Annotated in this window: 25 protein-coding genes and 4 pseudogenes; 12 read left to right on the plus strand and 17 right to left on the minus strand. The window is 68.1% G+C overall.

What is annotated here, in order from left to right:
* Positions 1-257, minus strand: a pseudogene (locus KN815_RS50245) (transposase); the annotation flags it as partial.
* A 717-nt stretch (positions 258-974) separates the two neighbouring features.
* Here KN815_RS50245 and KN815_RS13360 point away from each other — a divergent pair.
* The 3 genes from KN815_RS13360 to KN815_RS13370 are packed head-to-tail and all read left to right on the plus strand — an operon-like array spanning position 975 to position 2721.
* Entirely contained in the window at positions 975-1634 is a 660-nt protein-coding gene (locus KN815_RS13360) for a TniQ family protein (protein ID WP_216342044.1), read from the plus strand.
* Between the two features lie 52 nt (positions 1635-1686).
* On the plus strand, positions 1687-2343 hold the full coding sequence (locus tag KN815_RS13365; protein WP_216342046.1) for a class I SAM-dependent methyltransferase: 657 nt from the start codon (positions 1687-1689) through the stop codon (positions 2341-2343).
* A 21-nt stretch (positions 2344-2364) separates the two neighbouring features.
* Positions 2365-2721 (plus strand): aldo/keto reductase, encoded by a 357-nt coding sequence (locus tag KN815_RS13370; protein WP_301184573.1) that lies wholly within the window; start codon positions 2365-2367, stop codon positions 2719-2721.
* Positions 2722-3259: 538 nt separating this feature from the next.
* Here KN815_RS13370 and KN815_RS13375 read toward each other — a convergent pair.
* Both KN815_RS13375 and KN815_RS13380 read right to left on the minus strand, forming a co-directional pair.
* Entirely contained in the window at positions 3260-4054 is a 795-nt protein-coding gene (locus tag KN815_RS13375; protein WP_216342048.1) for a class I SAM-dependent methyltransferase, read from the minus strand.
* A gap of 264 nt (positions 4055-4318) precedes the next feature.
* On the minus strand, positions 4319-4876 hold the full coding sequence (locus tag KN815_RS13380; protein ID WP_216342050.1) for a CGNR zinc finger domain-containing protein: 558 nt from the start codon (positions 4874-4876) through the stop codon (positions 4319-4321).
* Positions 4877-4982: 106 nt separating this feature from the next.
* Here KN815_RS13380 and KN815_RS13385 point away from each other — a divergent pair, with 106 nt between their 5' ends.
* The gene (locus KN815_RS13385; RefSeq protein ID WP_216342052.1) at positions 4983-5600 is read left to right on the plus strand and encodes an EamA family transporter; all 618 of its coding nucleotides are present in this window, start codon (positions 4983-4985) and stop codon (positions 5598-5600) included.
* 219 nt (positions 5601-5819) lie between these two features.
* Positions 5820-6026, plus strand: coding sequence for a hypothetical protein (locus tag KN815_RS13390; RefSeq protein ID WP_216342053.1), 207 nt, complete (start codon positions 5820-5822; stop codon positions 6024-6026).
* 117 nt (positions 6027-6143) lie between these two features.
* Here the strand turns inward: KN815_RS13390 and KN815_RS50250 are convergent.
* From KN815_RS50250 to KN815_RS13400, 3 genes and pseudogenes are all read right to left on the minus strand, one after another.
* A pseudogene (locus tag KN815_RS50250) lies at positions 6144-6437 on the minus strand (type I-E CRISPR-associated endonuclease Cas1e); the annotation flags it as partial.
* Positions 6434-6931 carry a type I-E CRISPR-associated protein Cas6/Cse3/CasE gene (locus KN815_RS13395; RefSeq protein WP_216342055.1) on the minus strand — a complete coding sequence of 166 codons (498 nt, stop codon included), beginning with the start codon at positions 6929-6931 and terminating at the stop codon, positions 6434-6436. The pseudogene KN815_RS50250 and the gene KN815_RS13395, both read right to left, overlap by 4 nt.
* Positions 6928-7398 carry a hypothetical protein gene (locus KN815_RS13400; protein WP_216342057.1) on the minus strand — a complete coding sequence of 157 codons (471 nt, stop codon included), beginning with the start codon at positions 7396-7398 and terminating at the stop codon, positions 6928-6930. The genes KN815_RS13395 and KN815_RS13400 overlap by 4 nt, the downstream gene beginning before the upstream one ends.
* A 171-nt stretch (positions 7399-7569) precedes the next feature.
* On the opposite strand from KN815_RS13400, the gene KN815_RS13405 reads away from it, so the two are divergent.
* Entirely contained in the window at positions 7570-8172 is a 603-nt protein-coding gene (locus KN815_RS13405) for an HAD domain-containing protein (RefSeq protein WP_216342058.1), read from the plus strand.
* Positions 8173-8541: 369 nt separating this feature from the next.
* Positions 8542-9531, plus strand: a complete 990-nt coding sequence (locus KN815_RS13410; protein ID WP_216342059.1) for a CehA/McbA family metallohydrolase — start codon at positions 8542-8544, stop codon at positions 9529-9531.
* 140 nt (positions 9532-9671) lie between these two features.
* Here the strand turns inward: KN815_RS13410 and KN815_RS13415 are convergent, their stop codons facing one another.
* Both KN815_RS13415 and KN815_RS13420 read right to left on the minus strand, forming a co-directional pair.
* On the minus strand, positions 9672-10034 hold the full coding sequence (locus KN815_RS13415) for a hypothetical protein (protein WP_216342061.1): 363 nt from the start codon (positions 10032-10034) through the stop codon (positions 9672-9674).
* Between the two features lie 170 nt (positions 10035-10204).
* The gene (locus tag KN815_RS13420; protein ID WP_216342062.1) at positions 10205-10864 is read right to left on the minus strand and encodes a hypothetical protein; all 660 of its coding nucleotides are present in this window, start codon (positions 10862-10864) and stop codon (positions 10205-10207) included.
* 149 nt (positions 10865-11013) lie between these two features.
* Here KN815_RS13420 and KN815_RS13425 point away from each other — a divergent pair, with 149 nt between their 5' ends.
* Positions 11014-11322: a hypothetical protein gene (locus KN815_RS13425; RefSeq protein WP_216342082.1), complete on the plus strand. Its 309-nt coding sequence runs from the start codon at positions 11014-11016 to the stop codon at positions 11320-11322.
* Between the two features lie 83 nt (positions 11323-11405).
* Here the strand turns inward: KN815_RS13425 and KN815_RS13430 are convergent.
* Positions 11406-12271: pseudogene (locus tag KN815_RS13430) on the minus strand (helix-turn-helix domain-containing protein); the annotation flags it as partial.
* A 376-nt stretch (positions 12272-12647) separates the two neighbouring features.
* On the opposite strand from KN815_RS13430, the gene KN815_RS13435 reads away from it, so the two are divergent.
* Positions 12648-13700, plus strand: coding sequence for a hypothetical protein (locus tag KN815_RS13435; protein WP_216342064.1), 1053 nt, complete (start codon positions 12648-12650; stop codon positions 13698-13700).
* A 239-nt stretch (positions 13701-13939) separates the two neighbouring features.
* Here KN815_RS13435 and KN815_RS13440 read toward each other — a convergent pair whose 3' ends face one another.
* The 3 genes from KN815_RS13440 to KN815_RS50260 all read right to left on the minus strand — a co-directional run bounded on the left by KN815_RS13440 (position 13940) and on the right by KN815_RS50260 (position 16437).
* On the minus strand, positions 13940-14536 hold the full coding sequence (locus KN815_RS13440; RefSeq protein WP_216342066.1) for a hypothetical protein: 597 nt from the start codon (positions 14534-14536) through the stop codon (positions 13940-13942).
* A gap of 297 nt (positions 14537-14833) precedes the next feature.
* Positions 14834-15526 (minus strand): transposase, encoded by a 693-nt coding sequence (locus tag KN815_RS50255; protein WP_253208946.1) that lies wholly within the window; start codon positions 15524-15526, stop codon positions 14834-14836.
* A complete protein-coding gene (locus KN815_RS50260) occupies positions 15451-16437 on the minus strand; it encodes a transposase (RefSeq protein WP_253208947.1) in 987 nt (328 codons plus the stop codon). Before KN815_RS50260 ends, KN815_RS50255 begins: the two co-directional genes overlap by 76 nt.
* A gap of 547 nt (positions 16438-16984) precedes the next feature.
* Here KN815_RS50260 and KN815_RS13450 point away from each other — a divergent pair.
* Entirely contained in the window at positions 16985-17209 is a 225-nt protein-coding gene (locus KN815_RS13450; protein WP_216342068.1) for a hypothetical protein, read from the plus strand.
* Positions 17210-17283: 74 nt separating this feature from the next.
* On the opposite strand, the gene KN815_RS13455 is transcribed toward KN815_RS13450, so the two are convergent.
* Positions 17284-18438, minus strand: a complete 1155-nt coding sequence (locus KN815_RS13455; protein ID WP_216342070.1) for a hypothetical protein — start codon at positions 18436-18438, stop codon at positions 17284-17286.
* 127 nt (positions 18439-18565) lie between these two features.
* Between KN815_RS13455 and KN815_RS13460 the strand changes: the two genes are divergently transcribed.
* The gene (locus KN815_RS13460; RefSeq protein ID WP_216342072.1) at positions 18566-19009 is read left to right on the plus strand and encodes a protein-tyrosine phosphatase family protein; all 444 of its coding nucleotides are present in this window, start codon (positions 18566-18568) and stop codon (positions 19007-19009) included.
* Between the two features lie 36 nt (positions 19010-19045).
* On the opposite strand, the pseudogene KN815_RS50265 reads toward KN815_RS13460, so the two are convergent.
* A pseudogene (locus tag KN815_RS50265) lies at positions 19046-19177 on the minus strand (DUF4333 domain-containing protein); the annotation flags it as partial.
* Here KN815_RS50265 and KN815_RS13465 point away from each other — a divergent pair.
* The gene (locus KN815_RS13465; RefSeq protein ID WP_216342074.1) at positions 19119-19643 is read left to right on the plus strand and encodes a hypothetical protein; all 525 of its coding nucleotides are present in this window, start codon (positions 19119-19121) and stop codon (positions 19641-19643) included. The pseudogene KN815_RS50265 and the gene KN815_RS13465 sit on opposite strands and share 59 nt — an antisense overlap.
* Here KN815_RS13465 and KN815_RS13470 read toward each other — a convergent pair.
* Genes KN815_RS13470 through KN815_RS13480 form a run of 3 tightly spaced genes read right to left on the minus strand, consistent with a single transcriptional unit; the run spans position 19606 to position 22768 of the window.
* The gene (locus KN815_RS13470) at positions 19606-20427 is read right to left on the minus strand and encodes a carbohydrate ABC transporter permease (protein WP_216342076.1); all 822 of its coding nucleotides are present in this window, start codon (positions 20425-20427) and stop codon (positions 19606-19608) included. The genes KN815_RS13465 and KN815_RS13470 overlap by 38 nt on opposite strands.
* Positions 20424-21374, minus strand: a complete 951-nt coding sequence (locus tag KN815_RS13475; RefSeq protein ID WP_216342078.1) for a carbohydrate ABC transporter permease — start codon at positions 21372-21374, stop codon at positions 20424-20426. Before KN815_RS13475 ends, KN815_RS13470 begins: the two co-directional genes overlap by 4 nt.
* Before the next feature lie 11 nt (positions 21375-21385).
* Positions 21386-22768, minus strand: a complete 1383-nt coding sequence (locus KN815_RS13480) for an extracellular solute-binding protein (RefSeq protein ID WP_216342080.1) — start codon at positions 22766-22768, stop codon at positions 21386-21388.
* Between the last annotated feature and the right edge of the window lie 283 nt (positions 22769-23051).

Below are 23051 nucleotides of genomic sequence, written 5' to 3' on the forward strand. Positions count from 1 at the left end.
GATGAGCGTCATGGAAGCGTCGATGGCATGGCCGCCAAACGGGCCAGTTCCTTCGGACCAGCACGATGGCGTGGAGGGCGTTGTTGGCCGCTCTGTCGCCGCATCGGTTCAGGCGGTGGCGGTTGGTGCGGCCGGGCGGAGGCCGGGACGGGAGCTGCTCCGCAAAGGTACGTGAAGGTCGCTTCAGAAAGGACCATGATCTCTTCGTCCAGGGCTTGGTAGCGGCGGGCGAGCCGCCGCAGCGCGATCCTCACCGCGCAAGCCGAACCGACGAGCTCGACTTCGTCGAACGGGGAGGTGCGCCCAGGTCGGTGACCCGGCGCAGCACCGCGCGGGCCCCGGGCATCAGCGAGGCGATCACCTGGAAGAGCGTCTGCTCGCTCCAGCCCTCCTGGATGTCGTCGACGCCGAGATCCTGTGGGTGAGGGCGCGGGTCGAGGGCTGGTGGTTCCGGCCAGTCGTCAGCGGTGACAGCCGCCAGGAAGGCCGGGGACCCCGCTGCACACTCGGCTTGGTGAGCCAGTTCACCGCGCTGGTCACAGCACTGGTGATTGATCTGATGATCAAGCGCCTGCTTGGCCTCTGACCGAGCTGGGCCTGTTCGAGCCGCTCGCCAACCCCTGGAGGCGCCCGTGACCATCTCAGTGCCGGCATCCCCACACACCACGCTGCACGAGAGGCTGATGCCCACGCCAGCCGGCAGCTCACCACGTTGGAAGGGTGGCGGGAGTTCGTCGCCAGTTCGCCCGAGCCCCCAGTTCTACTTCCTCCGGAGGAGTTGCAGAGGCTGTTCCCGACAGATCTGGACCTCTACGACGAGGCCCGTATCGATCACCACGCTCGCATGCTCGTGGTCGCCACATTGTTCGTCGAGAAGACCGTGACCTGCGGCCGACGGTTCGTTCTGCTCAACCGGCATGCGATCCACAACATCTCGCAGACCACCCGGTCCGGGCGCCGAAGTCTCGGACACCTTGAAGTACTTCTCAGAGCGCATTCCCGCGACGTTCGTCTATGCGGGCATCGGCGTTGAGGACAGCGAGCTTCTGGCCAGCACCCGACCGCGTCCTGGAGAACCGGCCGACTCCTACATTCGACGCCTGGCCCACGCCAACCACCTCAAACCCAGCTACCTGCACGGCTTCCTCGCCGGCTCGTCGAACTGGTTCGGGAAACCCCGCCTTGAACGTCTCGCCGCACTGGCCGGGCGCCCGCCTGAACTACTGGAACAAGTCCTGGCCGATTCCAGCCCACCCCGCCGACGGCGCAACCCCCGCCCAAGCCCCACACCACCCAAGAAGAACGACAAGCGAGAGCTCTACCAGCGCATCCGCCACGATGCTGAAGCAGAAGCCCTCTCGGGCAGAGCCCTGGAAAGGCGCCACAAGGTCACCTGGCGGACCGTCAGGGCCGCACTGGACGGACTCGAACCCCGCCCCCGCAAGCCGTTGCCTCGTCGGCCAACCGCCCTCGACCCCTTCCGCCACCTCATCGACGCCATGATCAAGGATGGGCACCGCCCCAAAGACATCTGGGCGCGACTCATGGACGAGCACGAGACAGCGATCTCCTACGGCATCATCAGGTGCTACGTCCAAGACCGCATACAACCCCGCCCACGCCAACTCGGCTGACACATTCCCGATCGAGGTGACGCAGGAGCCAGGGACTTGGTGGACTGACGGCATGAAGCCACTGCCGCACCGAGTCCTGCGAGCTCTCGAACAGTTCAATGCCACCCACCCCTGGGACCACAACGCCCACTACCACCAGTGGATCCTGCGGCAACTTCCCAAACGCTTCGACAGTGCCCTGGACATCGGCTCCGGCAGCGGCGACCTGGCCCGGCTCTTGGCCGCACGCGCCAACGAGGTCCAAGGAATCGACTCCGACCCGGTGATCATCCACCGGGCGCAGAGAATGACTCCTCCGGCAACCCCAGTGACCTTCACGGTCGCAGACGCGCTGACCGGGATCCCTGCCGGTTCCTACGACGTCATCACCTGCGTCGCCACCATCCACCACCTGCCCTTCACCGAAGCTCTCACCGTCTTCCGCCAGCACCTGGCCCCCGGAGGAACCCTGGTAGTCGTCGGCCTTTCCCGGGTGCAGACTGCCGGCGACTATCTGCTCGGCGTCGCCGCCAGTCCGCTGAATGCCGCCACGGGCTGGCTCAAGAACAAGGGCCGCAGGGCACCCCGGCCGGTCTCGATGACCGCCCTGACCCGACCAGCGGACATGAGCTTTTCCGACATCGTCAGTGAAGCCCATGACGCCCTGCCCGGCGCACGGCTGCGCCGTCGACTGTTCTGGCGCTACACGCTCGTATGGCATCGCCATTGAGCGGACCCAAGATCGCCCTGCCTGCCGAATAGAGCGAGTGAACGAAGCCACGCCTCCGTCCAGAACCAGTACAGCATCACGCAACGCAAGCACGAGGACGTGCTCGAACACCGCACACACCAGGGGCTTCCGTTCATCTCCTGGTTCCCGCTCGACATCGGGGCCCGGGCCCGGCCGGACAGCCCGCTCAGCGGCCTCGCCGCACAGATCGGTGCCACACCGGCCCAGGTCGCGCTCGCCTGGTTGCTCGCTCGGGCCGAGAACATGGTGCCGATCCCCGGCACAGCGTCGACGGCCCACCTGGAGGAGAACATCGCGGCGGCGACGGTACGGCTGGATCCGGCCCGGATCACCGCGTTGAACACTCTGGCCGGTTGACCGGTAGTCGGGCCGCAGCGGCAAACGAGCCAGGCGTCGGACGGACCGGTCCTGTCGGGCCGGAAGGCCGGTTCCGGTCGGCGAAACGTGCGCGGCGCCTACCGGGCGAAGGGGGCGGCGAGGTGTGCGGGGCAGCGGGCAGCCCGACCTCAGCACGCATCCCACCAGGACGCCCACCCCGTGATTGTTGGCCATCGCGCACAGCACGATCCCCCTGCGGGCGCGGCAAGCTCCGGCCCGCCATGCTCACCGCCTGCGCAACCGGGGCGGCCGCGACAACGCAATGAGAATCCGACAGCCTCAGTGCGACAGGAGAGGAGTTTGCTCTCACCGCGTTGTCCCTTGGGCCGGACGATGGCCATCGTCAATGAGAAAGGGACATGCGAAATGCGAACCTACACCGGGAAAGGTAGGTTCTCGCGGCTCGTTTCCTGCGGCGACGCTGTGACCTGGGCACTGTCGCGCTGTCTCACGCCGGGGCATCCGCTCGTTGTCTCAGCTCCGTGTCATTTCCTCTGCCTGCGGCCAGCGCGGCGGGTCAGCCGGCCCGGCCGACGAGTACGGAGACATCGACCTGTTCGGGGAAAGCCTCGTCGTGCGGCAGTGCCTTCCGGATGTTGTCCTCGAATGCTGGCCGTTGATCGGCTGCTGGTAGTTGCCCCGCGGGGATAGCGGAGTAGAGACCGCCGATGACCTGGTCAAAGGTCAGCTCGTCGGGGTAGGAGACCGTGGTGCTTCGCACGTCTGAAAAGCCGGTGTCTTGGAGAGCCTGTGCATACCGGAGCCGATCCCCGTCAGCGGTTCCGCAGGAAGCGGTCAGTTCGGTGTCGTAGTGATGTTCGAGGCAGGTGCGGAGAGCTCGTGACCAGGCCGTGTCCTGTAGCCATAGCGGTGTCCCATTCGCGATCACGGCGATGCCTCCGCCAGCGCGGAACAGCGGAAGCAGGTCCCGGAACAGTACGTCGTGCCGCATCCAGTGCAGGGCCTGCCCAACGACGGTCATCGCAAGGGATGGCTTGGGCCCCAGTAGGGTGCCGAGGGCAGGGACATCGGTGTCCGCACCGAGCACCCAGGTGGCGTTGCGGACTCCGCACTCACCGGCCGCCTCACGAGCGAGGCGAAGCATGTCGGGTTCGGGATCCATGCCGATCACCGCTTTCACTCGAAACGCAAGCGGGAGGGCGAGCTGTCCGGTGCCGCATCCGAGGTCAAGGACGCTGTCCTCCGAGGACAGCGCAAAGTACTCCTGCAACAAGTCGAGGACTGGCTCGGGGTAGCCCCGCCTGAATTTTGCGTAGAACTCGGCCACTTCGCCACTGAAACCCAAGGTCATGAAGGCACTATGCCGAGCGATCACCCGACTGAACAGCCTCATGAACAGCCGATCGCTGTGGGCAGAAGAGGTCTCCGAGAAAGCTGGCTTTGGAGGTGAGAGCCGACACCGATTGTCGACGACTTCGGGCAGCACTTGTCGATCACCGGACCGCAAAATGTTGATGAGAACTGACACCACCGCTCTGGGAAGAGGTGTGTTGTCGGTGGCTGAGGCCAGCGGTGCCGTTTGCCGTGGGAAGTGAAATGGCGGCGTCCCGGACGGTCACGTTCTCCGGGTCTTCCGTGCAGTTGACGGCCGGGCGTCACCGTGGAGCTGCTCGCGGTGACGCGCCACGGCGTCGTTGTTGGCGCAGCGCACGGAGCAGTAGGCCCGTCGGCCGTTGCGGGAGGTGTCGACGAATGCCAGACCGCAGTCGTGGCGTGCGCAGCGCCCCAGCCGTTCGGCGCCGGCGGAGCACACGACGTAGGCGAGTCCGGCTGCGGTGACGGCTCGGATGTGCGCGGCTGCGTCGGCGTCAGTGGTGCTGTAGTGCAGGTGGGGTCGGCCGTCGTGCAGGGAGATCCGGGGACTGCTGGAGGCGTCGGCGAGAAGTGTATTGACGGCCTGGCACCGCTCTTCGAGGTCCTGCCGCCCGAAACACGCGGCCAGGCGCCGGCTCCATGTCCAGATCGTCACGGCCTGCGCGGCGGTGAGTGTGCCGTGCACCACCCCGTGCGTGGCGAGTAGTGGTTCCAGGTGCTCGGGGGGTGGTGGCACGGTCAGGTTGACCAGGTCCGCAGCCAGCCTGGCGGCCTCCCCGCCGTAATGGTTGAAATGCATAGGGTGATTACACCATCGTGTGGGGTCCGAGCTGTAGTGGCACGCGGCGGCAGGCCGGGTGGCCAGCACGGCCGTGACCATGGAGAGGACCCGAAGGAGCACGACGGTGAAGATCCCCCGCGCACCGTGGCAGGGCGACGCGACGGCTCCGGCGTTGATGCTGGCTCAGATCGCCAGCCTTCAAGCGGGTTCGGCCGTGGCCAAGGATGCCTATGGGACAGTCGGCCCCACGGCGCTAGCCGGTATGCGGCTGTTTTCCTCGACCGCGATCCCGTGGTTACTGGTCCGGCCGCGGCTGCGGGAGGTCACGGCTGTGCAGTGGCGGGCGGCGATCTCACTTGGTCTGGTCTTCGCGGCTATGAACCTGGAGTACTTCCAGACCATCAGCCGCCTGCCGATCGGGGTGGCCGCGACCTTGGAACTGCTCGGGCCGTTCACCGTGTCGATCGTTCTGTCCCGTCGGCTTGAGCACCTCGCGGTGGCGTTGCTTGCGCTTGTGGGTGTACTCCTGCTGGCCGCCCCGGGAGCCTCGCTCTCCGCCGCCGGGCTGCTGCTGAGGGGCGCCGCCGCGCTGTGGCGGGCCGGGTATGTGGTCATAAGCCAGCGGGTCGGGCATCTGTTCCCCGACTGGACGGGCCTGACGCTGGGACTGGCCAGCGGCGCCTGGATATGGCGGTCCTGCGGCGCATCGATGTGCGCTCCTTCGGAGTGCTGCTCGCACTGAGCCCCGCCGTGGCGGCGGGCGTCGGTTTCGTTTTGCTGCACGAGCAGCTCACAGCACGTCAATTGTGCTCCATGGCACTGGTAGTCCTGGCCGGCGCCTGGTCGGTGCGCCGCGCCGCTCGGCGTGTCGGACCTGCGGATCGCACCGGCGCTCGTCCCGCGTGAGCCCCACCCGATGTAATGGTTGAAGTGTTCTAGACGGTGACGCCATGTTGGTGGAATGACTCCCGCATCCGCGGTCACGCCGTCGGACGACCGCTGCCCCGTCTGCCACGAGCCGACTCCGGCGGAAACGCAGTTGTGGACGCCAATGTCCCACCACCGCACGTCTGAAGGTGAGGTCGAATACTGCGTCGGCGGCTGCGGCTGTCTCGTCATCCTGGTCAACGGCGAGATGATCAAGAGCCTCCCCGTCGACCGTCGGTAGTCCGTCGCTGGGACGCCGCCAGTAGGGCAGAGCATACGGGTCAGCCTGCGGTAGTGCCCTGAGCGGCGGCCCTGGCTTGGGTGAGGGCGAGGCGGTAGGAGTCCGTCGGCTCCGACACACGACGGTGGTGCCGTGCCGGGCCAGGGTGGCCAGAGCCTGGGCCGTGATGGATGTGCCTGGGCCGAGCATCAGGCACGACAGGGCCTCGGTGGGCAGGTATACAAGCTCGGTGCCACGTTCCTTGGTGGTGATGGCGGCGCATACCCCGGTGTCGTCCTGATGGAGGCGCACGATGTCCAGGTAGAGGGAAGACAGGCTGTCGCCGATGCGCGGCAGCAGGGCGACTGTCGGTGCGGCGAGTCGTCGGCAAGCTGTGGTCCCGCTTTTCGATGTGCGGCGGGGTGTAGTCATGCGGGTGCCAGAGTGAGCAGGCCGCATCCGTACGGCTTACCGCGCCCGATGCCTTCGGCGAGGCGGCTCTGGAGCAGACCGGGGTCGGTGATGGTGGCGGTGCCGGACAGGGGGACGACGGGTTTGAGGTTGTAGAGGGCGCGGGTGCTTTTGCCGGGTTTGCGGACGGCGCTGGCGGCGATGCGGTAGCGCACCGGACGCCCGGCCTTGAGGCCCTCGAGCAGCGGGGTGAGGGGTTTGGTGGCGATGGTGCCGTAGCCGACGGGTAGGGCTGTGGTGTCGGGCTGGGCCTGGCTCTGGATCAGGATGTGGGGGCCCTGGGGGCCGTCTTCGATGCGGAACAGGACACCGAGTACGGCGCGGGCCTGTTCGGCTTCGGTGTCGGGGAAGAGCTGCCTGATGCGGTGGTGCATGCCCACCGCGCTGGGCAGGTCGCGGCGTGCTTGGCGGCTGCGGAGGTCAGGGATGACGCGGGTGAGCCACAGGTCGCTCATGCGTCCGCCTCCTGGTGCAGGTCGTCACGGTGGGCGTCGAGGTAGGTGTGGATCCGGGTCAGGTAGGCGGTACCCAGGCCACCGCGCTGGGCAGCGGGCAGATGGAGCGTGCGCCGATAGACGGGACGAGCCCGATACGTGCGCTGGTGCGGGCCGAAATCCAAGGGATGGTCGTTGAGCTCGCCGGTCGGAGTGGCACCGTCGTGCAGCCCAGCGGCCTCCGGAGTTCCGGTCAGGGCATCCAGGGGCTGGTCACCGATGAAGTCGACCACCGCGGCCTCCTCCATGGTCGGGTCGCCGTGGCGGGAGGACGATGCCTGGGCCCAGCGGCAGGTGAACGAGGTGATGCAGCGGATTCCGGAAGAGCCCGTCGCCGATGACCATGGCCTGCCGGTAGCGCCAGGAGCCCGCTCAGGACTGGGTCCCTCGAGGAGAAGGTACAGATAGCCGTCCACGATGACTTCCATTGCTGTTTTGGGCAGCAGTTGCGGATCTTGAGGCCCGTGGATGATCACAACAGCGGCACGGTCTCCGACGAGGTTCTGTGATCTCGCCTGAGTCGGCAGGCAACAGGGGCGGAGGTCAGCCCCTCCTCATCGAGGCGACCGATGGTGGTGCCGTCGCTATCCTGTGCTGCTGTGACTGGCTCTGTGCGGCTTCCGCTGATGTTCCTTGATGTCGACGGACCGCTCATCCCATTCGGCGCGGAGCCGCAGCAGTATCCGACCTATGTGACAGGTCTCGATCTGCGTGAAGACGACGCGAATCCTCTCCTGAACAGGATCAATCCCGAGCACGGGCCCAAGCTGGCTGCGCTTCCGTGCGAGGTGGTCTGGGCCACGACATGGATGGATGACGCCAACGAGTACATCGCTCCGCTGATCGGCCTCCCGCGTCTGGCCGTGGTGGCCTGGCCAGGGCCGTCCGACATCGATGACCAGGACGAACGCAACGGATTGCACTGGAAGACCCGCGCCCTCGTCGAATGGGCGGCGGGGCGGTCGTTCGTCTGGGTCGATGACGAGATCACTGACACTGATCAGGCCTGGGTCGCCGCCCACCATCGGGGACACGCCCTGCTCCACCGAGTCGATCCTCGCCTCGGCCTCACCGATGGCGACTATGCAACTCTCGACTCATGGCTGCGACAGCCGTTCGGGGCGAAGGAGATCCGGCAGCGACGCATGGTGACGGCCCGGCGCTCGCACGGCGGCGGGCCGTCGAGCGGGAATCCGGGTTGATCGACTCTCCGCGCAAGCGGAGGCGAGCCTGGGCGGAGCACCGGCGGAGCCTGCTTTTCCCCCGGCTCTGCGGGCGAGCTGAGGCGGTTGCCATCCCGCTCATCGGCTTCCTGCGCGAGGTGGGCAACCTGGCCGACGACTCCGGGGATGATGACGGCGACGGCGGTGAGGCTTCCGGCACTCGGGCAGGTTGTCCCCGTCGGAATTGGTGAATGAGTCTCGGGCGGCCAGGTCCTGGCGGGCCTTGGCGGAGCAGAATGTAGCCGAGCGGGTGTGCTCGATGCGTATGCGCGCCAAGTCGGTGCTGGGAACGCTGTGTCGACTGGGCTCGTTCGTCTGGCGGTTGGGCCGTAGTAGACGAGGAGAACGATGCCGGACTCGGGATTCCTGCCTGTGCAAGAGCGTGGCCGAGGAGCCGGCTGGTATCGCGGAGACTGCCACATCCACTCCGTGTACTCGGACGGCGAGCTCACTCCTGAGCAGTTGGCAGCCGACGCTCGCACAGTGGGACTCGACTTCATCGCCACCACCGAGCACAACTCCGCGAACGCGCATAGTGCCTGGGGGCGCCATGCCGCAGATGACTTCTTAGTCCTCCTGGGTGAGGAGGTGACCACCAGGGCCGGGCACTGGCTCGCTCTCGGCATCGCCCCGGGCCAGGTGATCGACTGGGACTATCGCGTGGGAGACCGACTCATCGGCCGATGCCTGGACCAGGTCCGCGCATCCGGTGGACTGTGCGTGGCCGCGCATCCGCACGCGCCCTATCCCTCAGGCACCTTCATGTATCCCTACCGGGACCTCGATGTGGTCGAGGTATGGAACGGGCTGTGGGCCTCGGACCGGCCGTGGAACGCCGACAACGAGGCCGCCCTCGCCGAGTGGGGTCGAGGATTGGCGGAGGGAATACACGCGGATCGCTGGCAGCCGGCCATGGGCAACAGCGACACCCACCTCGAGGGGCAGATCGGCATCCCGCACACCGTCGTGTTCGCCGAGGCTCTGAGCACGCCGGCCGTTCTCGCGGGAATCCGCGTGGGCCGCAGTTGGATCGCCGAATCGGCTGCCGTCGATCTGTCGCTCACGGCCGTCGCCGCCGGCCACAACGCGGGGATCGGCGAACGCGTGGCCACTCACGGGGAACCCGTCATGGTGCGCGCGCACATACGCGGTGTCCCATCGGCGAACGTCAGCTTCCACACCGATCGGGGCAAAGTCCACCGCGAATCGCTGCCGGACTCCGGCGTGGGTACCGCAGAGTGGCACACGACCTCGGAAGACTCGGCGTTTGTCCGGATCGAGGTACGCCACCCGCATGGCCATATGGCCGCTCTCACCAACCCGATCGTTCTGACTTGACTTCCAGATTGCTCGGGCGATCCTCCGCGCAGGCGGAGTTAGCCGTACAGCTGACTGCACGGCAGGTCGCGGTTCCGCCCTCTTCGCGCTGGCAGAGGAGACGTGCCCCGGCGCTCTTCAGGAGGACTGTTCCCGGCCGCTCACTCTCCCGGAAGTTCGACCAGAGACAGCAGACCGCCGAGCACCGCAAAGAGGGCGAGGAGCGCGGCGGTGGTCGTGACGCTGACGAAGCCGTCGGCCACGTGACCACCAATGATCAACCATGCCACGGCCCCGACCAGGACGAGCAGATGGTTGCCCCGCTCACCCAGCAGCCGCATCCCCACCCACAACAGAACCGGCATCGACAGGAAGCCCGTGATCAATGCTATAAGGTCCTCGAACCACCCGGCGCCCATCACGCGCCCACTGGCCTCGGCTACGTCGTCCGCCCACTCCAGCAAGGAGGCCCACACCCAGTAACAGACGATGGCCGCCGCAGCCGACACGAGCGTGCCCTTCACTCCGCGGGCAGTCCTGCTCCTCGCCACGTCACCACAGTTTCACGGAACAGTGACGGCGGCCTGAGTACGGGTACTCAAATTCAGCTCGCTGCGCCCGGCGTCGCAGATGACGAGAGTGCGCCAATGTATGAAAAAACCGCAGCGGAGGCACCGGTGGCCGTCAAGGTGACTCAAGAGAATCTGCGGCAGACATCGAGGGCTCGTCCGGCGGCGTCCTCCGATTCGAGAAAGCGCAGGCCAAGCCAGGATCCATCGGTGAACCGCAGCCGGAAGCAAGGGAGGTCCGGCCCGGAGATCATCGGCACTTCGACGCGCTCCGCGTAAGGGTGGAGGAGCTCCCTGACGACGCGCAGCCGTCCGGCTGGGCCCGGGCTCCACGCTCGTGAGGGAGCAGCCGGAAGGAAGACCCCCGAGCGGTACAGCACCAGCAGCCGCTCCTCGTCCGGCGCCTGCGCGTACCAGTCCAGGAGGAGCTGACCGGCTGTGCCGTCCCAGTCGCCGTCGAAGGGCTGGTCCAGCCCTTGTGCCGGCACCAGCGCACGACGGCGCCGTCGGTCGGCCGAGCGGGCCTTGGTCTCGCGGTATTCCTTGCGGGAGCCGGGCAGGCCCTCCAGCACGGCGTACAGCAGCAGCGGAGAGAGCAGAATCAGGCCGCATGCCCGCAGGAAGCCGATCCAGGGCTTACGCCGCGGCCGCGGCCGCACGTGCGCTGCTGGGCGCGTTCCCGCAAGCGGTCCGGGAAGCGGACCGGCCAGTCCGCACCAGCCCGCCACGGTGGCATCGAGGCGCACAAGATCGGTTGCCTTGTTCTGGACCCGTTTCGTCACCATCGCGATCAGCGTATGCGTCGTTCACGGTCCACCCGTTCGAGACGAGAATTCCACCAGAGCTGAGCATTGATGGGTGGGCATGACCAGCTCGGAGCTGGTTGACCGTCAGTCCCCGGCCGCGAGATCGGCAGTTCAGGTAGGGTGCCGGGATGCTTTCCCTGTTCCCGCTGGCCGCTCGCACTGGCCCGCCGCTGGCCTTCTGCCTAGGTGCCCTCGGTGCCGGTGTGATCGCCGTGATCTTCGGTTTGGGCTTCGCCTTCGACGTGCGCGGGATGTCCACCCGTCAAGCCGCCCGGATGAGAGAACGGGTCCGCGAGGCCCGCCTGCGCAGAGGCAGCCTTGCCGAACCCGTCTACCCGGTCTCCCCGGAAGCGCGGATGCGGATGTCAGGGGGCTTCATCGCCTTCGCAGGAGTCGTCCTGTGCGCCGCCGGCTTCGCGTTGCTGCACTTGGGGTAGTGCCTCGGCCATCGCGAGTGCAACTGACCGACGAGGGCAGCCTCCCGGTGCACAGCCCGTCGACGGCGAGTGCGGCCTGGATCTCGGCAATGACCGTGTGACCTCGCGCGGTCTTGCAACATCCTCGGTATCTGAACACCGCTGAGGACGACCTCGATCCCCGCATCCGCCAGAATGGCATTGAACAGGTCGGGGAACTTCCCGTCCCGGTCTCTGATCATGTAACGCGCTCGGCAGCCCACGTCCTCAAGATCCATGACGAGGTTCTTCGCGGCCTGTGCCACCCACGCAGAAGTCGGGTGTGTGGTGGCACCGAGGATCAGGATCCGTCGGCTTGCGTGCTCGATGACAGCGAAGACGTGCATTCGTGCCCCGGATAGGGCGACCGCTTCGAAGAAGTCGCAGGCCCGCAGGGCGTGGGGCCTGGGAGCGCAGGAAGTCCGCCCAGGTGCTGGAGGACCGCTCGGGTGCTGGATCGATGCCGGCCTCTTGCAAGATCTCCCAGACGGTTGAAGCGGCCACCTTCACGCCCAGGACGAGCAGTTCACCGTGCAGACGGCGATACCCCCAGCCAGGGTTCTCCCGCGCCAGGCGCAGCACCAGGGTCCGCACGGAGTGCAGGTCCGCGGCCGTCCCGAGCGCCTGGGCCGGGAGGCGGCAGCATGGCGGCGGGCGAGAAGGTCGCGGTGCCAGCGCAGCACTGGGTCCGGACGCACCAGCAGCCGCACTCGCGGAGCACGACCATGGGAAGCCGGTGCAGCAGCGCCGCCAGAAATGCCCGGTCGCTCGGGGCGAACCGCACCCGCTCCTTGCCGAGTTGGCGTTCCAGCACCACGATCTGGTGGCGCAAGGCGAGTATTTCGACAGTTTTCTCTCGATCGCTCATTGGTAACATCCGCAGCGTGACGAACGCATTCGTCACGCCCAGGTAGGCCAGTCGCAGCAGCACGGTCGATCATCTTGCCGCGGTGAACGCCAACCTCGGGAGACGCCCGTTCGGGCGACTGCGCCGGTCGACCTCAGGCCGGGCCAGGGGAGTCGAGGTCGACGCCGCGCAGCGTGTCGAGTACCTACGCGTCGAACCGGTCCTGATGCTGGGCGGCGGTGGTCAGGTCGGTGGCGTGGCTTCGGCCGTAGCAGACGGCAGCCGAGCTGCACGTCGGCGGGGATGGACAGGGTAGGGGATGCGTGGTGGCGCATCGGTGGCCAGGACGGCTCCGGTGTGCCCGCGCAACTGCCCGTCGGCGCCGTGTGGCGATAGATAAAGCCGTTGGCCGTTGATCGTGCGGTCGAGATAATCCGCATGTCAGAGGCGGGGAGGGTGGATGACGGTATTCGGGTGTGCGGGATGCGACGCTGTCCTCAGTGGCCAGCTCGCGCAGGTCGCGCTGCCTGTCCATGTCCATCAGAAGTGGGGCAACGGACTGCTCCCCGTCCTCATGGAGCCGGGGACGTATGCCGTGGACTTGGAGCCTTCCGGGCCGCCGTGGCTCTCGTGGAGTGAGATCGGCGCGGACGAAGCAGCAGCTCGCGGCGTGTTCGCGCCAGCGCGCGCGCTCTCCTTCGGCCCCCCGGGAGCGATCGTCATTGCGCCGGGTGATGCGCGCGGCACCGTCCTGATCCCCGATCGATGCGGCGGCTGTTGCTGCGGGTTGGACGGCCGCGACGGCCCGAACCTCGCCTGCGCGCAGTGCGGTCAGCCAGTGGCCACCCGTATAGACGACTGTTCGCTGTGGCAGGCGGTATGGTTCGCCCCGAACGCCGTACGCGCCCTGCCAGACAACCAGCCCACCGGCCGGACCACCGGTTGGGATTGGCAGAAATGGCAGTCTGTACCGCCGGTCGCCCCAGATGGCAGATGGAGCCCGCGATGGGCTGCGGCCGTGAGGGCCGGACTAGCACACCTGCTGGCAGCCTCGGAAGGCACACCCGTGGCTCTTCCCAACGGCCCGATCACGGATACGTTCGGCCACGCACTCGATGCGCTGCTCCCCGCTGGGACGCCGACGAAGACCGTGACGCTGGCGGGGCCGGGCCTTCCGACCCGGGAATTCACGGGCCGCATCTTGCTCGTGCCGCAGCACCCACAGACGAGGGAGAGGTGGCTCGCTTCCACCACCGCCAAGACCGTGCCCATGCCCGCTGATGCATGGAAACAACTGGCCTCTTCTGGCGAACCGCTCCTGCTCCCCGTGACAGGTGGACTGCCCGACGGTGTACAACGCGACGATCCGCTGCCGCGGTATCCGTGGGAGCCGCTTCGGCCCGACTGGGGCGTGTTCCTCCACACGCTGGCACGGATCCCCGCTGTCCGGGAACCGTGGCTGCGCAGGATCTACGACCGGGTGAAAGACCACCCGTACGCTCGTCCCTTCTGACAGGAGCCGAGGATCCGGCTCCTGGCGCAGAGCCGGGTGCTGGTGAGGGCGGCTTCGGTGTCGGGACGGATGAGGAGCAGGAGGAGGGGGTCGGCGTCGGCGGGCCGGCCGCCTGGCCCAAGACATCCGCGCCGTCGATTATTACGCCGTGATAATCGACGCCGAGAGGTCGAACGCTTTCCTTGCAGCATCTGGAGCTCGTCCAGGAGAGCCTCACCGAACGTACCCCGCACCGTCTCTCAGTGGCCGTAGGGCGGCTCGAAACAGCCGGTTTCCAGGAATGGCCCGTTGGTCTTGACCTCGTAGTTGGTCTTCTGCACGAACGCCGTGACGCAGGCGTCGTCATGGACGCGAAGGCCGACCAGGGCTCCTTCGGGCGTGACGTTGTGGTCGACCTCGTAGCGCGGATACATCTCCCGTACGGTGAGCGTCCCGCCGAGAGGCTCTCCCTTCGGCCCAGTCCGCTCCTCGTCGTAACCCAGTTCAAGTAGCGCCGCGCGCACGCTCTTGGGATCCCACTTCTTCTGCTCCCATAGCCGCTTGAGCACGGGCTCGATGCGGTCAGCTTCCTTCTGCGCGTCCTTGGCGCCGGCGGGGGACATCTCACCGGAGCGACGGTAGGCATTGTTGTCGCCGTGGTGCGGGGCACCGTCGACGATCCCGGGCTCCACGTAAGGAGAAGCGCCGGGGGAACTGGAGCTGGAACTCGGGGATGTGGTCGAGGAGCCGACGGCCACGTCCGTGCCGTGCTGCTCACCGCAGGCGGTCAGAGACGCACCCAGGAAGAGGGCGGTCGCGACGAAGTGTCTGCGCGCCCCTGACGTTAAGGTCAGCATGCGCATGACTCTGCCATGGCTCGGACGGATTCGGGTGCTGTAAGGCAGAGTGCAGTGCTGGCCAAGAAGGGTTCATTATCACGGCGTGATAGTTGGAGCACGGCAGAGCTGGGCGGTTCCGGCCCCTGCGTCCTTAGTACGTGACTCTGCCGGGGATCTTGGTCGAGCGACCTTCTGGGAGATCATCAAGCTGAATGGGCGGTCCTCGCAGGGGTGCTGTGCCAGGGTCGGAGTCGGCGTTCGGTCTCCGGGCTGGCCTCGGGCAAGGTGCTGGCCAGCACCTTGAGAACGATCACCTCAGCCTGCGGGGTGGGTGACGACGCGCCAGGACCGGGGCCGCGGGATGTGCTGCCAGTCGAGGAAGCCCTGGAGAGCGGTTGGGTTCCGGGGTTGCCGGGCGGGTGCCGGCGGCAGGTGGACGCCGACGCGTTCGAGATTGACCGCGATGGCGGTCAGAACGTACTGGACGTGGGCTTTCTCTTCACTTCGGTAGCGGCACTGCCGCATGCCATGGCCGTTGACGAACTCGCTGATCGTGCTCTCGATGGCGGCCCGCAGCGAGTAGCGTGATAGCCATTCCTGGGTCTGCTGCTCGGTCCGGGATTCGGACTGGATGTCGTAGAGCTCGCGCGGCAGGAAGGTGACCTTCCGGGCGTCGGTGCGCGTGCAGGCGGCCTTCACCGGGCACTGGCGGCAGTCGTCCGGGGAGAACTCGACATTGAGGTAGGGCGCGAGGGACGGCGGTGTCGACCGCCGGCGGCTGACGTTGGCCTGCGGGCAGGTGACCTCCTTCGCGTCCCAGTTGATCGTGAAGGCTTCGCGGTGGAAGACGGTGCCCTTGCGGGACTGGCGGGTGCTCCTGGCTCGGATCGGTCCGACCAGGCCGACGCCGTGTTCGTGGGCGACCTGCTGTTTCAGTGCGACGGAGAGGTAGCCGCCGTCGACGAAGTGCTCCTTCGAGAGCAGGTTCCGGTGATCGAGGTTGGCCATGATGCCAGGAAGCCCTTCCATCGGGTCTCGCCGCGGCGCGCGTAGCGGGCGCTCAGATCGTAGGGCGAGACGATGGCGACGGCTGAAGGGGGCAGGCCGGCGCCCTCTGTTTCCCGCCACTTCGGGCGGTCCTGGGTGTCGATGAAGTAGTTCTGCACGAAGATCTGGCGCAGGGCCTGGACCTGCTCGCCGCCACGGAGGGCGGGCAGGTAGCGGTGGACGTAGCGCAGGAGCAGGCGGACATCCTCGCCGGTCTCCTTGATCCGGGTCTTGGGCTTGGAGGGGTTCTTGCCGAGCCGGGCCGCGCGGCCGTAGCGCTTGCCCCAGTCCTCTGTCACGAGACCGACCAGCTCGTGCGGAGCCCGGCGTGCGAGTTCCTCCAGGGTGGCGCGCATGGCCTCGGTGACCAGCTCCAGGCGGGTCAGGTCCCCTACCGCGGCGAGGACGTGGGTGGAGTCGGTGCGCTGCCGGCCGCGTTCCCGGACCAGGCCGACGGCCCTGATCTTCTCCAGCGCGAGGTCCAGCAGCTTGTCGGCCCGGCCCTCCTCGGTCAGGCGCTCACGGAAGTCGGCCAGGACGCTGTGGTGGAAGCCAGGATGCTCCAGATCCATGCCCATTGCGTACTTGAAGTCGATGCGGTTGCGAACGGACTCGGCGGCCTGCCGGTCGGACAGCTCCAGCAGGAACTGCGGGACCGACACTGTCGCCAACTGGGCAGGTGACAGGCCCGGCTTGCCATCCCGCGGATACCACTCCTCGAAGTCCTCGTCGTCCCACAGGCCGTTGAGATGGTCACGGATGGCCATGGCCGTGGTGCCCCTGGGGTTGCTCGCCCGGGCGACTCGCACGGTCAGCTCGGGAATCACGGCGCGGTACCGGGCCGTCCAGCCGGTACGGGTGCGAACACACATCTCGGGTCCTTCGGAGTCGTGGGACGCCAACCGTCCCACCCGCAAACATCTCCGAACCCGAGATTCCTGGCACGGCCACCACGAACGAGTGAACGCCATCGACACGTCAGCCACTCCAGTCACGTGGACAACGGCCGACACGAACGAAGCGTTCGCCTAACGGTCACCAATGCATCGCTGCGGCCCTCAGAGGCTCGCCAACCTAACTGAGAAGCTCTGATCAGGGGAAATGCAGCGCTTCACCAGCACGTCGACCACACTGGACGACTGCGATTTTCAAGATCCCCGACAGCGTCAGCTTCTGAGCCGACCCTGCCCCCCTGCACGGGGCCGATTTCGGCCCCGCGCAGGCCCAGGCACGCGCACCCCCTCGACGTCTTCTGCGACGAGCTGACTCCTCGCGAGCGGAGGCGGAGATGAGACGGTCCGGGTGTGGGCCATGCCGGCATCACGCATGACCTCCACCTGATGGGGCCTGGACCTCCGTCGTCCCAGCCGGGCAGGGGCCGACGGCAACGGGTCCGTCCTGGCCTCCTACACTCACGGCATGAACGACTACACGTGCACCCACTGCGGCACCGTCGGTCTGGCGGAAGGTTTCATCGAGGACGCCGGCGAGCACTCGCGCGGGTACGCGCGCTGGATCGAGGGCGCGATGGAGCGGGGATTGTTCGGGGGTGCCAAGCGGATAGGCCGGACCCGGCGGCAGATAGTGGCGTACCGCTGCCCCAAGTGCGGGCACCTCGAACTGTTCGTCGCCGACGAGGTGTAGTCGGTTCTCGTTGTCCCGGTCGCCCGTGTGCGCGGTCGCTCGTGTGCGCGGTCGCGCGTCGCGTACCGGGGTCCTTATCCGCGCTGCTCGTGGCGGTGCCACTCGCGTCCACCGTCGCGAGAGATCCATAGCCCTTCGTCCTTCACCAGGTCGTACGTCGCCGTCCTCGCGTCCGCGATGCCGTAGAGCGTCGTGCCGTCGACGGTCAACGATGTGAATGCCGCCGGTGTCTTCAATTCGTGGAAGGCGCTGTTGGCGCGGTCGTCGGCGAGCCAGTAGCGGCCGCCTTCCTCGCCGACGAGCAGCCGACCGTCCGCGAGCGACTCCAGGACCAGCGACTCCGGGCCGCGCTTCAGCTCCCTCCAGGGAATGCCGCCGGCGAGGACTGTCCGCCAGTGTTCGCCGCCGTCCGTCGTCAGCAACAGGCCACGCACGCGCTCGCCCCGGATGAGGGACGGCGCCGCGGTGCCACCCCGCGCGGCGAGGATGCCCCCCGCGTACGGCTTCGGGACGGCTCTGGAACCAAGGGTGTGACCGTCGCGCTGCCATACGACGCGGTTGGGGGCTTCGGTCAGGGGCTGGTCCAGGCTCCAGACGGTGCCCCGTTCGTCGACGGCGAAGCGGATGGCGTAGTCCGGCGCTCCGGCCGGGGGCGCCACGGTGCGGGTGGCGGGGCGGTAGATGAGGGTCGGCTCCAGTTCGGCGAGCAGGACATCGCCGGGGCGGGTGGGCGACGGGGTCCCGGTGATGACGGCCTTGTGCCGCTTGCCGCGTACGTCGAGGGCGTACGCTCCCTCCGCTCCCTCGCCCGGCGGCACCCGTACGAACCCCCCGCGCACCCCCTTGAACGCGGGTGGCGCGTCCTCCGTGTCCGCGTGTTCCGCGTGCTCGGCGACCGTATGGCCGTCGGGGCCGACGATGCGCCAGGCGGTGGCGGCCGGCCCCTCGTCGTCCTCGACGTTGCTCGCCAGGTACGTCAGGAGCAGCGAGCCCTCGTTCGCGCGGGCCACATCGGTGGGTGCCCCGGCCGCCTCGATGACATCGGCCGGGCGCGGGTGAGGGTCTTCGATGACGCGTCTGTACTTCGCCTCGCGGTCCCCGGAGTCCCCGTCGCCGGAGCCACCCGGGCCGCAGGAGGTCAGCGCCAGCGCCGCACTCGCCGCGGCCGTGAGCCCGACCGTCCGTTTCCCGCTTTTCCCACGCCACCCGCTTTTCCCCAGCCACGCCATCGCCACATCCTCACACGACTCAATCCCTTTGCGGAAAGTGCGATGCGCGGCCAGAGTGAACGTATGTGTAAGGACACTGACGCCGTGTCGGCGATGGTCGAGCGCTTCGGATCGGGGGCGGGGCCCGATGAGTGAGGCTCCGCTGGCGGGTGCCCTGCGGCTGCCGGACGGCTCATGGGTTCGGGGGCGCGGTCTGCGGCATCCGCGGCCGGAGGGGCCGCTGCCCGGGTTCGGGCTGTATCTGGGGTCCGCCCGGCTGCGCGAGCGGCATGACGGGGAGCTGGGGTGGGAGCGCGCATGGGTCGAGTGGCCCGACTTTCTGCTGCCCCGTGATCGCGACCTGGCCGTACGGCAGATTCGGGCGCTGCACCAGCGGGCGCGGGCGGGCACACCCGTCGAGGTGGCCTGCGGGGGCGGCATCGGCCGGACCGGGACCGTCATCGCCTGCCTGGCAGTCCTGGCGGGGGTGGCCCCCGCCGACGCCGTCACCTGGGCGCGCACCCACCATCACCCCCGGGCCGTCGAGACACCTTGGCAGCGGCGTTGGGTGGCCCGGTTTCCGGCCGGCTGACGGCAGCGGGCCCCCGGTGCGGAACGGCGCGGGCCAATTCGCGGCCGGGGAAGCGGTGTCGTCCGCCTTGACGTCGAAGTTGATCTGGTTTCCATCGACGGAGGACACCGTGACCGATACGCCCAAGGTGCTGCCGCCGTCCGCTGTGAGCTTGCACCGGGTGGTGGCGGGGATCGTGCAGGCGGCCGGGACCGACGCGTGGGCGGCTATGCGTGACCGGATCGCCCGGCTGCTGGGCCGCGGGGAGGCCGGGCGGGAGCGGGCGGAGCTGGAGCGACTCGACCGGACAACGTCGGACCTGGAAGACCCCGGGCTGAGCGAGGAGGAGCGGACACTGCTCCGCCAGTCCTGGCAGGTCCGCCTCCGGAGATTCCTGGAAGGTCTCGACGAAGGTGAGCGCGCGCGAGTGGTCGCCGCACTCCGCGCGCTCGTGGAGCCGTACGCCCAATCCGCACAGCGCGACGGCGGCCTGCAAGTCGCCGAGTCCGTCGCCGTCGTCCCGGGCCGATGGGTGATCGGTACCCACGAGGGCACCGGGACGGGGGTCGCCGCACCGGCGCGGCGACCCCCGTTCATCCGTTCGGTTCAGTGGCGTTTCAGCCCTTCACCGCGCCGGAGAGCATGCCGGAGATGAAGTGCCGCTGTAGGAAGACATACGAGGCGACGACCGGCAGGGCGACGATGATGGACGCGGCCGCCAGCACGGAGTACTGGGTGGTGTGCTCGCTCTGGAAGAAGGCCAGGCCGAGCGGTGCGGTGCGCTTGCTCTCGTCGGTGATCATGACCAGCGGGAGCAGGAACTCGTTCCAGGTCCACATGAACACCAGCATCGCCATCGTCAGCAGCGCCGGACGGCTGGTGGGCACCAGGATCCGCCACAGCAGCCGCCAGTCGGACGCCCCGTCCAGGCGCGCCGCCTCGATGACGCTGACCGGCACCGAGCGGAAGAAGTTGCGCATCCAGAAGACGCCGAAGGCGAGGGACTGGGCGGTCTGCGGGAGGATCAGCGACCAGTAGGAGTCGGTGAGTCCGGTGTCGCGCAGGTTGAAGTAGAGCGGGATGACGAAGGCCTCGGGCGGCACCATCAGCCCGATGAGGGTGATGTAGAAGAGGGCTGACCGGCCGGGGTAGTCGAAGTGCGCGAAGGAGAAGCCCGCCAGGATCGCCAGGACGGCCGTCAGAACCACCACCGAGACCGCGACCAGCAGGCTGGAGGTCAGATACGTGGCGAAGTGGCCCTGGCGCCAGGCGGTGCCGAAGTTGCCCAGGTCCAGGTGGCGAGGCCAGGTGAAGGAGGGCCCGGACTCCGCGGCGGGGGTCAGCGCGGACGACACCACGCCGATCAGCGGCAGCAGGGCCAGCGCGGCGAAGAGGGTGAGGATGGCGTAGTTGAGCACGCGTTCGCGGGCGGAGATCACGTCTGGTCCTCCTGTGGCTGGACCTTGGTGATCAGGAAGGTGAGAAGGAGGATCACCGCGGTCAGGGTGACGGCGATGGCGCAGGCCGAGCCGACCTGGCCGGTGCCGAAGGCCCGGTTATAGACCTCGTAGGCGGGCAGGCTGGTGGCGTTGCCCGGGCCGCCGTGGGTGGCGACGTACACCAGGTCGAAGGTGCGCAGGGCGGCGATCACGGTGAGGGTGAGCGCGACGGTGATCTGCCCGCGCAGTCCGGGCAGGGTGACGGCGAAGAACTCCCGCACCGGGCCTGCCCCGTCCAGCTTCGCCGCCTCGTACAGCTCCGCCGGGATCTGCCCGATGCCGGCGACGAACAGCACCAGGCACAGGCCGATCTCCAGCCAGGTGCCGATGAGTCCGACGGCGGGCAGGGCGGTGGAGAAGTCGCCGAGCCAGGGGCGGGCGACCGACTCCAGTCCGATGGCGCGCAGCGCGGTGTTGAGCACGCCGTCGGGAGCGTAGATCGCCGTCCAAGCGGTGGCGGTCACGACCATGGCGACCACCTGCGGCAGGAAGATCATCGCGCGGAAGACGGAGACGCCGCGCAGCCGGCCGGCCCGCGTGGTGACCGCGGCGAGCATCAGCGCGAGCGCGATCGGGATGACGGAGAAGAACAGGATCAGGATGAAGGAGTGGAGGAAGCCCGCGCGCAGCCGCGGGTCGCGGGCGATCTCGGTGTAGTTGTCGAACCCCGCCCATGTGGAGACGGAGATTCCGTCCCAGTGGAAGAGGGAGATCTGCACCAACTGGCCGAGCGGGACCAGCAGGAAGACCGTGAGGACGATCAGGGCGGGAAGGGCGTAGAGGTAGCCCTTCCACTGGACGACGCGGCCGCGGCGCCGGACCGGCTCCCGGGTGGGGGCGCCGGCCGGGCGCTTGCGTGCCGTCGGGCGGTGTGCGGTGGCGGCCATGGCGTTGGGGTCTACCTGCTGTTCTGGAAGGACGAGTAGTCGGACTGGAGTCGGCTGGTGAACGCCTTGGGGGTGAGGTGTCCGGCGGTCAGCTCCTGGACGGCGGCGGTGAGGGTGTCGTAGAAGGTCGGGGTGGTGTAGTCGAGGTAGGGAAGCAGCCCGTCCTTCTCACTCACGGCCTTCCACTGGGTGAGGATGTCCGCGTCGACGGTGCCGGGCGTCGGCTTGTAGTCGGCCGGTGGAAGGGCCGGCAGGTTGCCGTGGGTGGCGGCGGCCTTCATGCCGTTCTTGTTGACGAGGAAGTCGATGTACGCGCCGGCGACGTCCGGGTGCTTGGACTTGGAGGTCACGGACCACGCGAGGCCCTCGCCGCCCTGGGTGAGCGGGGGCTGCCCGGCGGCGGGGCTGAGCGCGGTGAAGCCGACGTTCTTCTTCATCTTCGGGGCGAGGGCGGCCGACTGCCAGGTGCCCTCCAGGAGGAACAGGGACTTGCCCTGGCCGAAGGAGGCGACGGCCTGGTCCTTGCTCTTGCCGTTGAAGCCGGAGCCCAGGTACCCCTTGTCGGCCCAGCGGCGCAGCGTGGTCGCGGCCTTGAGGGTGCCGGAGTCCGTCCACTTGGCGTCGCCCTCGTCGAAGACGAGCTTGCGGACCTCGGGCTTGCCGGCGGCGAGGGCCTGGATGACGCCGAAGATGTGGATGCCGGGACTCTTGTCGGAGTCGCCGTAGGAAAGGGGCGGCAGGCCCGACGCCTTGGCCTTGGCCAGTGCGGTCTCCAAGCCGGTGAGCGTGGTGGGCAGAGGCAGGCCCAGCGACTTCAGCTTGGCCTTGTTGTAGTAGATGCCGATGATCTCACCGGTCTGTGAGACGCCGTACAGATTGCCGGTCTCCCAGGTCTTGCCGTCGGGAGTGAAGCGGTTGAGGTCGAGCAGTTGGGACGGGAAGGCGGTGTCCCAGCCGTAGGCCTTGGCGTAGCGGTCCACCGACTGCAGCAGCTTGGCCTTCACGAAGGCGCCCATGTCGGGGTAGCCCTGGTTCGCCTGGACGACGTCGGGCGGGTTGGCGGAGGACAGTGCGAGTTTCAGCGTGGTCTTGAGGTCGGTGAAGGACCGGGAGACGCGCTTGATGGTGACGTTCGGGTACTTCGCCATGAACGCCTTGTTGAGCGCCTCGGTGGAGGCGTTGACGCCCGGGTCGGTGTTCTGGTCCCACACGGTGAGGGTGACCTTCCCGGCCTTGGCGGGGTCGGTGGCGACCGGGCCCGAGGTCTTGGCGCTGGTGGCCGACCCGTCGCTCGGGCCGGGGGAGCAGGCCGCGACACCGGTCAGGACACCGGTGGCGAGCGCCGCCGCGGCTATGAGGCGCCGACGGGGCTGTCGTGGGGTTCTCTCGACCATGGGGTGGTCCTCCTGGTGCTGGGGGTGCGGTTGGCGCTGGGGGTACGGCCGCCCGGGGTTGGGGGTGCGGTTGATGCTTGGGTGCGGACGCCCGGGGGCCTTCCCCTCCCCGTTACCAGGGCTTCGCCCCTGGACCCCGGGGTCTGGGGCGGAGCCCCCACGCGGCGGAGCCGCACATCGACGCTGCGTGGGAAGGGGCGGGGAGGGGAGCGGCCCCCCGCAGGCGTCAAGATCTGTCGGACACCCCCTACGGCTTGATCGCACGGATGCGGATGAGGTCCGC

Origin of the sequence: Streptomyces niphimycinicus, assembly GCF_018883605.1 — a bacterium.
Lineage (GTDB): Bacteria > Actinomycetota > Actinomycetes > Streptomycetales > Streptomycetaceae > Streptomyces > Streptomyces niphimycinicus.